This is a genomic window from Rossellomorea vietnamensis (assembly GCF_008180415.1).
Taxonomy (GTDB): Bacteria; Bacillota; Bacilli; order Bacillales; family Bacillaceae_B; genus Rossellomorea; species Rossellomorea vietnamensis_C.
This window is the reverse complement of the sequence record NZ_VTEI01000017.1, coordinates 36,599-50,237: the sequence shown is the minus strand read 5'-3', so window position 1 is coordinate 50,237 and position 13,639 is coordinate 36,599. Positions and strand designations below refer to the sequence as shown.

Sequence of the window (13,639 nt, the reverse complement as noted above, 5' to 3'; positions counted from 1 at the left end):
GATCCTTGATAAAATCATCGTCGCATAGGCCACAACTCCCAGAATGCCTGAGTGCTTCTTAAGAAACTCAGCCTTTATTTTTTCGCGGTCCCCTCTTCCGCACTCGGGAATAATGGCAGCTGTCACAGATAGGAAACTTGAATCCTGCCGGCAGTCTCTTCCCGCAATTTTTGCATTTCTGGGTAAAGGTTGATACTTCTGTGTTCAAGCTTTCATGTACTCCTTCGGCAATGTCCTGTCGGAGACGCTCCCAATAAATTGCTTCTGTTCCTCTTCCCAGACGGTAGAGGAATAAAAGATGAAGACCTACTGCCTTATAAGCGACTTCCTGCTGTTCAAGATTTTTTTGTTTCAGCTTCGGTTCAGGAAGATCGTTTCCACTTATCAGCGCATCCATTGTTTCAAGCCATTGAGAGGTTAACTCAGGTTCTTTTTTCGAAAAGGGGAGATGCAGAAAGCCATAAAGGTCCATCATTGACAAGCGTCCTTCAATTTCTGTTCCTCTTACAAGTTCATACAGTTCACGTTCTTCATAGAGAGAAGCTTTCTTCGTACCGAATGGACTTTCAAACTTCTCCCATAATTCGAAGAACCTTCCAAGGTCGCGGAAATATTTTTGAAATCGTTCAAAGACGGAGTTTGTAGGCGCAATAGCAAATGATTCTACAGGTTCGTCTTCCTGTTGAAGCAGCTTTTCCATCATTTTAATATTTTTAGTGAAAGCTACTTTTCCGACATCATAAATTCCTTTTCGTCCAGCGCGTCCGGCTATTTGTTTGACTTCCTGCGAGGTCAGAGTCCTTCTTCTTGTTCCATCGAATTTATCATTTTCCAGGAAAACTATCCGGCGGATCGGCAGGTTGAGCCCCATTCCGATGGCATCTGTCGCGACAATGACCCTTGTTTCCCCTTTGATGAATCTCTGCATTTGTTTTTTTCTGGTTTCAGGCGGCATGCTTCCATAAATCATGCTGACCGTGTGGCCGTTATTTTGCAGCCGGGAGGCCGTTTCGAGAACTCTTCTTCTTGAAAAACAGACAAGTGCATCTCCTCTTTTGGCATGTTTTAAAGAGAATTCTCTTTTTTCGACTTCAAGCGGGATATCCCTGCTGTACTCAAGGATTTCTATATCACAGTTTTCAAGCAGTCCGATCAGCATGGGCTTGACATTGCGGCTCCCGATAATGTGAACTTCTTTGGCCCGTGCTTTGGTAATGGCTTTAAACCAGGAGAATCCTCGGTCTTTGTCAGCCATCATCTGCGCTTCGTCAATGACTACTACTTCGTATTCTTCTTTTTCATAGAACATTTCGACAGTGCAGGATAAATGGCGTGCGCCATGTGCCGACTTTTCTTCCTCGCCTGTTTTCAGGGCACATGGTACTCCTTCCTTATTCAGCCTGTCGTATACCTCAAGGGCAAGAAGGCGCAGTGGAGCAAGGTAAAGGCCGCTTTCCGCCCGTTTCATGCTTTCTAAAGCGTGATGAGTCTTTCCTGTATTGGTTTCCCCTATATGAAGGACATAACGGGTATTCCCTCCAAGGGAAGCGCTGTACTCTCTTCCGAATATATCGTTCATCATCCGTTCTTCTTCTTCTCGTTTACGTTCAATAGCGGCTTTTTCTGCTGCTTTTCTCTCTTGCCTCTGAGCTGCATCTCTCTCAAGGATCGCTGCATGAGCTTTTTCTTCATATGGAATCTTAGCCAGGTTCAAAAGGTCATCAATATACTCTTCTTGTAGATGGTCCATGTAAATCTGGGCCTGATCAAGAAAGTCATGCTGCAGCGATTTGCGTATTTCATCAGGAGTCAGTTCGTCTCCAAATGCCTGGTGATACTCAAGGGAATGTTCATCTGCCACTAGGCTGTGCAGCGATTTCGGGAAGGTTTTCAGTACAAAGCTGGAAACGAATTCTTCGTAAACATAATAGTAGGTCTCATATTCCCAATAGCTTCGCCCTCTATGCAAGGTGCGGTGAATAAGTCCATTCAGTTCTTGAAAAAATTCACTCAACACACCGTACTCTTCTGGATCAAAAGGACCTAGTTCCTCCAGCTGCTCCTCCAGCATGAAGGTATCCACATGACGGTATCTGATTTTTTCCTGGAAATCGTTTGCCAGCTTTTGAGCAGCAGCAAACCGGACTGGAAGATACCAGCTATCTTTCAGTTCATGAAACTTCGCACTAAGACTGCTGGTGATTTCCTTTGAGATCATTTTTTGTTTCTCTTCAATCTTGTCCTGCTCTAAGCGCAGCAGATACCCTTCCCTTGCCATTTCATATCGTTCTTCCCATTGCCCTTCCTGATATTCGGCAAGGTCCTGAAGCCAGTGAACGACGTCAAAGGGGTGGTAATCTCTCATTTCATTGCGGAACACCTTATTGATTAATTTCTTGTCGACGCCCTCCACCTCATAGTCCCTGCTGCGGAGGAAGGCTTTTTTGTCACTTCTGCTGATGAAATTGGTGACTTTATTCAACCAGACATTCATCCACAGCTGCTCTATATAATGAATCCTCTCTTGTAGGTAATTGTCGAAAGACGGAAGTGTTTCTTTTTTTTCCATGAAGCGGAAAACATCCTCCTTGACCTTTCTTTTAGTATCTTGAATAGATTCTTCGTGAAGTTCATAAAGTTTTTCCATGTAATCACCTTTTCTTATATTGCTTAAATGATTCAATATTGCCTATAAATCAACTTTGACAGACAGGACAGTAAAATGTTTTCTTGGAGGAGATTTCATCTTTGACAACCTCACTTCCACAACGAAGACAAGGCTCTCCTTCCCGGTCATAGACCAGGCATTTGGAATTATATCCTCCAGTAAGGGTATCTCCTTGATAAAATGGATTCTCCATGTACCCTCCGCTGTTCACCGCATCGCTTAAAATAAACTGCATGGAATGGAAAAGCTTCCTGTTTTCATTTTCGGACAGCTCATTGAATTTCCTTTTGGGAAGCAGTCCAGCATGAAAACACATTTCATCGGAATAGCAATTGCCAATCCCGGACAAAAAGCCTTGATTTACAAGAGTGGTTTTCAGGCTTCCTCTTCTTTTAGAAGACAATTCCAGGAATTTAGTTTCGGTTAATTCACTGGATAAAGGTTCAGGTCCCAATTTTTTCAGCTCTTCACCCGCTTTTTCCATTCCTTTATATAAATGTAGATACCCAAGTCTAAGGCCGATAAAGAATAAATGCTGAGTTCCAAATGATAATTTGACTTGGATGGTCCTGTCAGGTTTCTGTTCTTCGGTTCCGAAAAACATCCATCCTCCCAGCATTAAGTGCAATATTAATACTACATCATTTTCAAGATGAAACAGCAAATGCTTTGCTCGTCTTGACACACTTTTAATTGTTTGGCTGCCGGCAAGTAAAGAAAATTCACTAGCAGGAATGTTGATGGATTTTTCTCTTCCGATTTCCACTCCGGTTATTCTCTTATTTTGAAGGTGCATAGTTAACATTCTCTTATAATGTTCCATCTCAGGCAATTCCGGCATGATATCACTCCTGATTTTTTTCTTATCATTTCCGAATAACAACAAAAAACTAATCCTTTATAAGGGAAAGAGTCCTTTACCACTTTAGCGTGCAAAAAGGGACAGTCCCTTTTTGCACGCTGAAGCACTAAATTAACAGCTGGAAATTTTTTGATGACATATGTCTTGTTTGTCCAATGCAAACTATAAACGATCGATTTTAAAGGAGGCAGTTTATGTTCTATCATGTGAAAGAACTTCAATATAATGCTAAGCCAAGTAATCCAGATCCTGTATATGCCAAGAAACTTCAAGAAATCCTTGGCGGACAATACGGTGAAATGTCCGTCATGATGCAATACTTGTTCCAGGGATGGAATTGTCGGGCTGAAGGTAAATATCGTGATATGATCCTTGATATAGCGACAGAGGAAATTGCTCATGTGGAAATGATTGCCACTATGATTGCTCAATTACTCGATGGTGCACCTGCAGGCGATCAGGATATGGCCGCGAAAGATCCGGCAGTCCAGGCAGTCCTGGGAGGAATGAATCCTCAGCATGCCATTGTAAATGGATTGGGTGCACAACCTAATGATAGTGTCGGTTTTCCTTGGACAGCACGGTATACGATTGCCAGTGGAAATCTACTTGCTGATTTCAGGGCGAATTTAAATGCTGAATCCCAGGGCAGGCTGCAGGTTTGCCGCTTGTACGAGATGACGACTGATCCTGGTGTACGCGACATGCTCTCCTTCTTAATTGCGAGAGATACCATGCATCAAAACCAATGGATGGCAGCTATCGAAGAATTGGAACAAACACAGGGAGCAATTGTGCCAAGCACATTTAATCAAGAGTATGAAAAGCAAGACGTTTCTTATTCCTTCATGAATTTTTCACAAGGAGAAGAAAGCAGCACTGGCCGATGGGCAAGCGGACCTACCTTAGATGGGCAGGCAAATTTTCAATATGTTCAGAGTCCTCAAGCGATGGGACAGAAACCGCAGTTGCAGCCGGGTCCTCCTTATCTTCATGGTACTCCGCCAGAAGACTTGCGCAAAATGCAAGGGCAAGGAAAAATGGAACCGAATCAATGAACGAAAGCCGGCCTTTGAGCCGGCTTTCATGTTTTAACCTATTAAAGGGGAAGGTTTCTTTCGTACGATGAAGCATGAAAGGAACAGTTTTCTTTTTGAGCAAGCCTCTTTTTATGTGAAAGGGAGACAAAAGTCTAATCTTTTCCATAAGATAAAGCGAATTCAATGTTATTTAAGGAGGCTGCTTTATGTATTATAGAGAAGATTTCCCTGTATATGCTGAAGATGAAAGACTGTTATTTCCTTTACTTGCTTTAGGTGCAGCAGGCGCAATTGGCGGAGGTTTTGGAGGATATGGCTACGGCCGTCCCGGTTGGGGATATGGCGGAAGACCAGGCTGGGGTTACGGTTATGGGCGTCCCGGCTGGGGATACGGCCGTCCCGGTTGGGGATATGGCGGAAGACCAGGCTGGGGCTATGGCCGTCCTGGCTACTGGCGGTAAATTAGATAGCATGATTCAAAGTAACACCTTTCCGGCTATGCCTGGAAGGTGTTATACATATTTCTGGTTACAAAGAAAGGCAGGAAACTCGAATGCATTGAAAATAAACCGAATTTAAGTATCAAATCCTCTATAACCTAGAAAAGTCAACGATACCTCCATAAATGAGAAGAAAAATTGACTTTATTCCTACAACCCACTAAAGTGTTACTCTTTTATCACATAGCTTTAGAGTCTTTTAATGATTTTTGAAACAATAGCCTGCGGGGCTTAGGGAGGCACTTTCTCAACTAGTCGAGGAAAGACACTCCAGAATATGGTAAAGTAATCAGTGGTACCGAACATCCAGTTTCAGCACTTTGGGTAGTTATATAGAGGGGAAAATTCCCCTTATTTACTAAAAAGCATGTATAAACAGCTTAAATAGCGGAGGAGATTCCCCTTATTTGACTTTAACACTAGAAAGCAGGTGCAATTTCTTCGTATAACGGGAAAAACTCCCTCTATTTACTCCAACATGAGCTTAGAAATTTCAAGTAACGGGAAAACTCCCCTTATTTTTCCCCCGCTAAATCCTTAATTATGAAAATAACAAGCCGCTTTCGCTATAAAGCCACTACAACGTGCGCCAGCCCAGTGGAGTCGTGACAATCTTAAACGGAAACCAACACTTTTTATAGTACCTGACGAGAAAAAGGCAGAATCGTTCTTTGAAATGAACGATTCTGCCTTTTAGATTTTTGTAGGACCTTTTCAGTTGCCGCGGAAACTCCAGCCTTCACTGAATTATTGTTGAACAGGTTTCTTTAACAATCCAAGCATAACTGCAGTGACAAGTGAACCAATCAGGATTGCCAGGATGTACATGAATGGATTTCCGCTTACAACCGGAATGACAAACATTCCGCCGTGTGGTGCAGGTAGTCCAATGCCGAATGCCATGGAAAGGGCGCCCGCTACTGCCGATCCGACAATTGCAGATGGAATTACGCGTCCAGGATCTGCTGCTGCAAATGGTATGGCACCTTCGGTAATAAAGGATGCTCCCATGAAGTAGCAAGTGAACCCTGCTTTTCTCTCTTGAGGTGTAAATTTGTTTTTAAAGAATGTCGTGGCAAAGGCCAATCCAAGCGGAGGTGCCATTCCTCCTGCCATAATGGCTGCATGAGGACCAAAATTTCCTGCATCGATCATAGCGATACCGAAAGTAAATGCCGCTTTATTGATTGGGCCGCCAAGGTCAACGGCCATCATGCCGCCTAGAAGCAGGCCAAGAAGCACAAGGTTAGTCGTTCCCATTCCGCCAAGCCAGTCTTGAAGTTGCTCATTGAGGAAGGAAACGGGTTCATTCACCACGAACAGCATAATCAATCCTGTAATCAAGATACCAAAAATCGGATAAAGTAATACCGGCTTCAAGCCTTCAAGCCAATCAGGAAGATTAGCAAACAATTTTTTTAGTAACAGCACAACATAACCAGCAAGGAAACCGGCAATCAAACCGCCAAGGAATCCACCGCCGCCAGTAGCTGCAAGGAACCCGCCGACCATACCAGCTGCAAAACCAGGTCTATCAGCAATACTCATAGCAATGAATGCAGCAAGTACAGGAATCATCAGACCGAAAGCACCGCTTCCGCCTCCGATAGTCATCAGGGCTTCAGCAATCGGGCTGTAGCTTTCATGGGTAGGATCAGCTGATTGGATACCGAACATGAAAGAAATGGCGATTAAGATTCCGCCACCGACAACAAACGGAAGCATATTAGAAACACCGTTCATAAGATGCTTATAAAATCCGCTGCGTTTTTCTTTTGTTTCTCCTGATTCTTCAGCCTCTTTTCCGCTGCCTTCATATACAGGAGCGTCACCGTTTACTGCACGGTCAAGAAGTTTATCCGGGTTTCGGATCCCTTCTGCTACAGGGACCTGGATGACTTTCTTTCCTTTAAACCGTTCCATTTCCACTTTTGTATCTGCAGCAACAATAATTGCCACGGCATTTTGGATCTCTTCTTTGGTCAAGACATTTTTCGCACCTGATGAACCATTTGTTTCAACTTTAATATCGATATTTTTATCTTTAGCTTTAGCTTTAAGAGAATCTGCTGCCATGTAAGTATGGGCGATTCCTGTCGGACATGCTGTTACCGCAAGAACTTTACCTGAGGTTCCAGCTGAATCGGTAGAAACTGGCTCTTGGGGCGACTCCGGAGGCTCCTCTTCTGCAAGTACTTCTGTTTCCTTTTCATCGATCAAGCTAAGAACTTCTTCTTCATCTGACGCATTCAAGAGTTTCTTCCTGAACCCATTATCCATCAAAAGAGATGAAAGGCGGGAAAGTGTCTCTAAATGGGCATTATTAGCTCCCTCTGAAGCAGCAATCATGAAGAATAAATGACTGTTTTGTCCATCTAATGCTTCATAATCGATTCCTTCTGAAGAGCGGCCGAAAGCAATTGCAGGTGATTTGACTGCAGCTGTCTTGGCATGCGGAATTGCGATCCCTTCACCAATCCCTGTAGTGCTTTGTTCTTCTCTTGCCAGTATTGCTTTCTTATAAAGCTGGCGGTCCTTCAGTTTTCCCGCATCGTCAAGCTTTCTTACAAGCTCATCGATGACATCGGCTTTAGACCCGGACTTTAAGTTAAGGATCATGGTGTTTTTCTGTAGCAGTTCTGTTATCCTCATGGTTATTTCCTCCCAGTAATAGGCTCAATCTCTATCTGTTTCAAAAGCTCTTCAATGGTTTCTTCCGTGCAGAATCCTGAAGAGTAAGCGGTTGCACTTCCTGCTGCTGCTCCATATTTAAAACTGTTCAACGCATTTCCTGTTACCTCATAAGCGGCCACGAATCCAGCAACGACTGAATCTCCTGCTCCCACTGAGTTAACCAGTTTACCTGGAGGTACAGGTGCAAACCAGGCTTCGGCTTGGCTAAAGTAAAGAGTCCCCTTGCCGCCCATGGAGACAATGACATTCCGGGCTCCCATTTCTACAAGTTTCTTCCCGAATGGAATGGCATCTTCTTTACTGTCTATGGAAACATCAAAAAGGTCGCCAAGCTCGTGATGATTCGGCTTAATCAAGAAAGGCCGGTACTTAAGGACGTTCATCAGCTTTTCGTTTGTGGTGTCCACCACAACCTTGACTTCTCTGGCTTCAAGCTGCTTCATGACTTGTTCATAATAGTCAGCCGCCATTGAAGAAGGGATGCTTCCTGCCAATACTAAGGTATCGCCTTGTTGGAGAACTTCCAGTTGTGTCGTCAAATGGCCTAAGGCTTCTGATGAGATCTCCGGGCCAATTCCGTTAATTTCAGTTTCCTGTTTGCCACGAAGCTTGATATTGATTCGGGTATCAGTCTCCACTCTTACAAAGTCGAAGTCGATGTTTTCCTTTCTCAATTCTTCCAGGATATATTGACCTGTAAAACCGCCTATGAAGCCAAGTGCCTTGTTTTTTATTCCCAATGAAGTTAAAACTCTTGAGACGTTGATGCCTTTTCCTCCAGGAGCTTTGTCTTCATGCTCCATGCGGTTGGTTTCCCCCAAATTCAGTTCTCCGACTGTTACAAAGTAATCAATAGAGGGATTTAGTGTAAGTGTGTAAATCATGTTGTCACAACCTTTATTGAAGTATGCTGCTGATAATTCTGTATGTTCTCGCTATCCTGATTGGTGACCAGAACAGCTTCTTCCAGGTCTGCTATTTTGCTGAATGAAACTTCTCCTATTTTTGACTGATCGGCGAGTACATAGCCCTCTTGTGAAAGTTCAATGGCCACTTGCTTGATCAGTGCTTCTTCAGGATCGGGTGTTGTGTAGCCAAAATCAACATCAACGCCGTTGGTTCCGATGAAGCATTTATCAAAACGATAGGTCTTCAGAGTATCGAGTGCAGATCTGCCAATGATCGCTCGAGTGGAACCTTTTACCATCCCGCCAAGCAAGTAGGTGGTGATGCCTTTTTCGAGCAGGGGATCGACTAAAGTAATTCCATTTGTAACGACAGTTAATTTCTTTTGCTCCAAGAAGGAGATCATCCGCTGCGTTGTTGTTCCGGCATCCAAAAAGATCGAATCACCATCTTGAATGAAGGAAGCGGCTGCCTTAGCTATATTGATTTTATCTTGAAGGTTTTTGAATGATTTTTCGGTCAAGCTGGGTTCGGTGCGTTTTCCCTGCAATAAGGAAGCACCGCCATGCACTCGTTTTAGTTTCCTCTGCTCTTCCAATTGAATAAGATCACGTCTTATTGTAGATTCGGAGGCGTTGGTTTCTTCAATTAGTTCTTGAAGCTTTACTACTCCCTTATCTTTTAAAAGAGAAAGGATGATGAGCTGCCTTTCGGGTGTAAGCATTTTCATCCTCCATTTCATGATGAAGTAACTTCATTATAAAGTAAGCCTTTACATTTTTCAATCATAAAAATTCATTTTCTTTCACAAACGTTCAATGTAGTGATTTTTCTGACTTTTATACTCCTGCTGACTTATTCCAATAGTAAATCTTATAAATCTATTAGGAATCAAAAAAGATCAGAGATACGACTCTGATCTTTTAATGAAGCTATTCTTTCCTGTTCACTTTGGAATATGCATCCAGGAGATCTTCTACCGATATTCCGTCTATTTTCATGCCAGACATGCTGCAGTCCTTAATATCAACATTCTGGAGTGAGCTATTCGTGATGGTAGTGCCCTCTAAGTCACATCTATTGAAAAGGACTTTTCTGCCTTCTAAAGTGGTATCTTGGAAAGAAACGCCCCCCAGGTTGACAAGCATAAACCGGCTCCCTGAAAAGTTAAGATCTGCGTAAAAGGAGTTCTGCAGATTGATATTCTGGAAGCGGGAATGGCTCAAATTACAATTGCTGAAGCTGGTTCCCTCTATATTGCTGTTGCTGAATGAGCTCTCTTTCAAATTCATGCTATAGAACTCTGAATCCGGCAATTCATGGGTCTCAAATTGGTTTTCTTTATCGAGGCTTTTTGCGGTTTCTTTTCTATAACTATATTCTTCCTCATTCTGAAAGACAGTTTCATAAACCATTTTTTCGTAAAAATAATGGTTGTTCCGCTGTCTGCTTGATGTTTCCAAGTCCCAGATTCTGATAGGATTGTACTTTTCCTCTATTAATCGGATGGCCTCAGACCCAATACCTTTCCCTTGGTGTTCCGGAGCTACGAAGATCCTGTCGATTCTCCCATAAGAGTTTCCAGCGATTGTCAGGATGATACCCCCGACTAATTCTCCGTCCATCATGATTTTATAGTATTGCAGCTCATCTATCATATATTTCGTCATTTCGATGGATGCATAACCTGGCGGCTGAATGTTATAGTCTACAACATCTTCTTGATCAGAAAGCCATCTTTTCGCTTCCTCATCAAATGTCCTTTTCATCACTGCCGTTAATTTTTCTGCATCATTCAGCAATGCTTTTATAAGATATATTTTCATTTATTTTGACCCCTGTCTCCAAAATATGAACCGATTAAGTTATTTATTTTCCGATAAAGCCGCCTTCTGATTTAATGGTCTGGCCGGTTATCCAGCCGCCATCACTGCTCACCAAAAACCTAATCAGCTTGGCGGCATCATCTGGTACACCCAGCCTCCCTGCCGGAAATAAAGGAAGCAGTTGATTCTTAATCTCTTCGTTCATCCATCCTGAATCAGTAGGCCCGGGGTCTATGGCATTCACTGTAATTCCAACTGGTGCTAAAGCTACTGAAAGGGGTTCAGTAATACCGATTAACATCCCTTTCGTGGCTATATAAGCAAGATTATTGGGATCAGGGCCTTTAGATACGATGTGAATGATTCTTCCGTCCTTGCTCTCTGGAAAGGCCGCTTCGAATCTTTTGGCAAATTCCACTGATAACAGAATGGTTCCGCTGTTATTTACTTTATAATGTTTGTCCAGAATTTCTCTATTTAACGTTCTAAAGTCTGCGTGGAATTCATATGTGGCATTATTGATAAGGATAGAGGGTGTCCCCAGGATTTCCTCTGCTTTATCTATAATCAACTTAGGGGTCTCCTCTTTGCTTAAATCTGCTTGCATATGGGCTGCCCGGACTCCGAGACTTTGCAGCTCTTTCTTGAAACTTTCAGGGAAGTGGGGTTCCTCTCCATTGCCTGCCTCTTCGTCAAAAGGAGACCAATGAGTAAAAAATATATCTGCTCCCGCTTCGGCAAGGGAACGGCAAATGGCTGCCCCTATCCCCTTAGAACGACTGGCACCTGTAATAATCGCTGTCTTTCCTTTTAATCCTGTCATATATATACCTCCTGATTTAGAAAGCAGAGGTGTTTCAGAGATGTAAATTCTTCTTAAATACAAAAAAGCGGATACCAAGGTATCCACTAGTGTTTAAGGATTTACCAACACCATGCCGCCCTTGTGAATGAATGACACATAGACACACTTCTCCCTTACGATGGGGATGAAGCATTCTATACGATTCTTCGCATCAATACAAGATTGTCCACATGTCAGTTTGTAGTTCCTTTCCTTTACATCTCTATGAGAATAGTATAAAGGAAAAATTTTCTTGTTACAATCGCTTTCTATGCCTCACATAGAGTAAGAATTCTGAAGCGATGAAACTGCTGATCTTGCAAGAGAGCGTACATTCACTACCGATCTAATCACCAGGGCTCTTAACAGAGACAAGAAGAAAAGTTCCAATCTACATCCACTTGACTATCTTCCAGCAGCAACCTCTACTTGTGCCAAGTCAGTGCCGAAGTCCTGGCATCTATCTCTGAATCATCTAAATACTGAAAGAATCCAAGCTGATTTCCCATGGGTCTTTGAAAGAAGCCCATTTGACAGGAACTTCCTCCCTGCCATGGATTTGAAAATGGTCTGTACTCAGTTCAACTATTAGTCTTTCCCGTTCTGAAACGATATCCTTAATGCCAAGACGGATGGGACCGCTGTTTGGAGAAGGGGTCCCTTCTGCAACCTGCAGCCAGCAGCCGGGGAGAAGCTCCCATTCAGCAAAGCCCTCGTGCGGGGTAAAATCAGCCTGCCTGTTTAACAGTCTTTCATACCAATTATTTCCTTCTTTGAAATCTGACACCCTGACTTGATACGTCATTTCATAAATCAACCTGTTTTCCCCCTTTTGTGTCTCTTGTATTCATTTCTCGGAAAATGGGGTGCTCTCCTCTATTCTGCTACTCCCTTTCCATTAAGTCGGCAATTTTTTGAGAGTCATAGATATCTTGATTTCTTAAATTTTCTATCACGTTCTCTTTGTTTTCTTTGCTTTTATTTTGATTGAGCTTCCATTTTCCTTCCAGTTTCTCTATTTTGATTCTGATTCCGACAATCCCATTTAACAGGCGTTTAACTGTCTCAGGTTCCTCCTCTATTTTCCAGGGCTTTTCTAAATCCTTTTCATAGTAATTCACCGATTGGTGAAGAATGGATAACAGTTCATCTGCTTCCTGCAGAATTTCTACCCTGCCCTCGACATGAAGAGCCACGTAATTCCATGTCGGCACATTTTTTCTCTCTTTGTACCACGAAGCTGATATGTAAGAATGCGGGCCTGAGAATACGATAAGAACATTCTTTCCATTCAGGGTTTTCCACTGTGGGTTTGCTTTTGCGATATGTCCTATGAGCTCGGGCTGCTCATTATTGACTAGTATGAATGGCAGGTGGGTCGCTTTTGGTCCTTCCTCGTCTTGTGAGAAAAGAATAGCAAAACTGTTTTCCTGGATGAACTTCAACAGCTTTTCCTGATCTTCTACTTTAAAATCTTTTGGAATAAACATTGTTTTCCTCATTTCAATCTTTTTCTTATACTATACTATAAGAATAGAAAGAATTGAGGAGTGAGATTCATGCAGGCTGAATGGCAGTCGGTTATTCCTGCTTTAAATAAACTAGAGGTCACAGCCAATCCTGATAACGATCCGGTTTCGATTGATGGAGAGTCGGAAGGTTTCCTGCTAATTGGAACGGGTACAGACGCAGCTGTTTTCCGGTCAGAGCTTTTCCCTCATCTGGCCTTCAAGGTATATGCGCAGGAAAAAATAGAGAAGAAGTCCATTGAGGAACATGTATACGACCACCTTGGCTCTTCTCCCTACTTTTCCAGGAAAATCGGAAGCGGGGAGAACTTTCTCGTTTTAAGTTTTGAGGAGGGGACGACTCTGTTTGACTGTTTGCTTCGGGGTATCTTTATCCCTTCCTCCGTTATAGACGAAGTTGAAGAGGCAAGGAGCCATATTCGAAATTGTGGTCTCAATCCAAGGGATATGCATCTTAAAAACATCCTTCTGCAGCATGGAAAGGTCAAAATCATTGATGTATCGGAATATATCCTGCCTGGAAATGACCAGCGTTGGGAATATCTGAAGAAAGGCTATCAACAATATTACCGATATATCAATGGCAAGCCGGTTCCTTCCTGGTTAATGGAAACCGTCCGTACATGGTTTAATCAGACAAAGGGCCCTGACTTTACCTTTGAGGAATTTATGAAAAAGGTTATGGCCTTTACATTTCGATGGAAAATTTAAAGTATTAGAGGAGGTTCCCAGTCCGACAGCACGGCTGAAGAAGGATTCTATATCTCCGT

Annotated in this window: 12 protein-coding genes; 3 read left to right on the top strand and 9 right to left on the bottom strand. The window is 42.8% G+C overall.

Annotation, left to right across the window (positions count from 1 at the left end; all coding sequences use genetic code 11):
• Positions 1-67 precede the first annotated feature (67 nt).
• Both FZC78_RS20840 and FZC78_RS20835 read right to left on the bottom strand, forming a co-directional pair.
• Entirely contained in the window at positions 68-2,647 is a 2,580-nt protein-coding gene (locus FZC78_RS20840; protein ID WP_148942014.1) for a DEAD/DEAH box helicase, read from the bottom strand.
• Positions 2,648-2,696: 49 nt separating this feature from the next.
• Positions 2,697-3,509 (bottom strand): Fpg/Nei family DNA glycosylase, encoded by an 813-nt coding sequence (locus tag FZC78_RS20835; RefSeq protein WP_148942013.1) that lies wholly within the window; start codon positions 3,507-3,509, stop codon positions 2,697-2,699.
• Between the two features lie 215 nt (positions 3,510-3,724).
• On the opposite strand from FZC78_RS20835, the gene FZC78_RS20830 reads away from it, so the two are divergent.
• Positions 3,725-4,588 carry a manganese catalase family protein gene (locus tag FZC78_RS20830; RefSeq protein WP_148942012.1) on the top strand — a complete coding sequence of 288 codons (864 nt, stop codon included), beginning with the start codon at positions 3,725-3,727 and terminating at the stop codon, positions 4,586-4,588.
• 188 nt (positions 4,589-4,776) lie between these two features.
• Positions 4,777-5,031 (top strand): hypothetical protein, encoded by a 255-nt coding sequence (locus tag FZC78_RS20825; protein ID WP_148942011.1) that lies wholly within the window; start codon positions 4,777-4,779, stop codon positions 5,029-5,031.
• A gap of 786 nt (positions 5,032-5,817) precedes the next feature.
• Here the strand turns inward: FZC78_RS20825 and FZC78_RS20820 are convergent.
• From FZC78_RS20820 to FZC78_RS20790, 7 genes are all read right to left on the bottom strand, one after another.
• Positions 5,818-7,722, bottom strand: a complete 1,905-nt coding sequence (locus FZC78_RS20820; protein WP_148942010.1) for a PTS fructose transporter subunit IIABC — start codon at positions 7,720-7,722, stop codon at positions 5,818-5,820.
• Between the two features lie 2 nt (positions 7,723-7,724).
• On the bottom strand, positions 7,725-8,648 hold the full coding sequence (gene pfkB, locus FZC78_RS20815) for a 1-phosphofructokinase (RefSeq protein WP_148942009.1): 924 nt from the start codon (positions 8,646-8,648) through the stop codon (positions 7,725-7,727).
• Positions 8,645-9,394, bottom strand: a complete 750-nt coding sequence (locus FZC78_RS20810; RefSeq protein WP_148942008.1) for a DeoR/GlpR family DNA-binding transcription regulator — start codon at positions 9,392-9,394, stop codon at positions 8,645-8,647. The genes pfkB and FZC78_RS20810 overlap by 4 nt, the downstream gene beginning before the upstream one ends.
• Positions 9,395-9,602: 208 nt before the next feature.
• Complete coding sequence (locus tag FZC78_RS20805; RefSeq protein ID WP_148942007.1) at positions 9,603-10,496, bottom strand: GNAT family N-acetyltransferase; 894 nt, start codon at positions 10,494-10,496, stop codon at positions 9,603-9,605.
• A 43-nt stretch (positions 10,497-10,539) separates the two neighbouring features.
• Positions 10,540-11,319, bottom strand: coding sequence for an SDR family oxidoreductase (locus FZC78_RS20800; RefSeq protein ID WP_148942006.1), 780 nt, complete (start codon positions 11,317-11,319; stop codon positions 10,540-10,542).
• A gap of 496 nt (positions 11,320-11,815) precedes the next feature.
• Positions 11,816-12,157, bottom strand: a complete 342-nt coding sequence (locus FZC78_RS20795) for a VOC family protein (protein WP_353733590.1) — start codon at positions 12,155-12,157, stop codon at positions 11,816-11,818.
• Positions 12,158-12,224: 67 nt separating this feature from the next.
• Positions 12,225-12,830: an FMN-binding negative transcriptional regulator gene (locus FZC78_RS20790; protein ID WP_148942005.1), complete on the bottom strand. Its 606-nt coding sequence runs from the start codon at positions 12,828-12,830 to the stop codon at positions 12,225-12,227.
• A gap of 69 nt (positions 12,831-12,899) precedes the next feature.
• On the opposite strand from FZC78_RS20790, the gene FZC78_RS20785 reads away from it, so the two are divergent.
• Complete coding sequence (locus FZC78_RS20785; RefSeq protein WP_148942004.1) at positions 12,900-13,580, top strand: serine/threonine protein kinase; 681 nt, start codon at positions 12,900-12,902, stop codon at positions 13,578-13,580.
• Positions 13,581-13,639 lie beyond the last annotated feature (59 nt).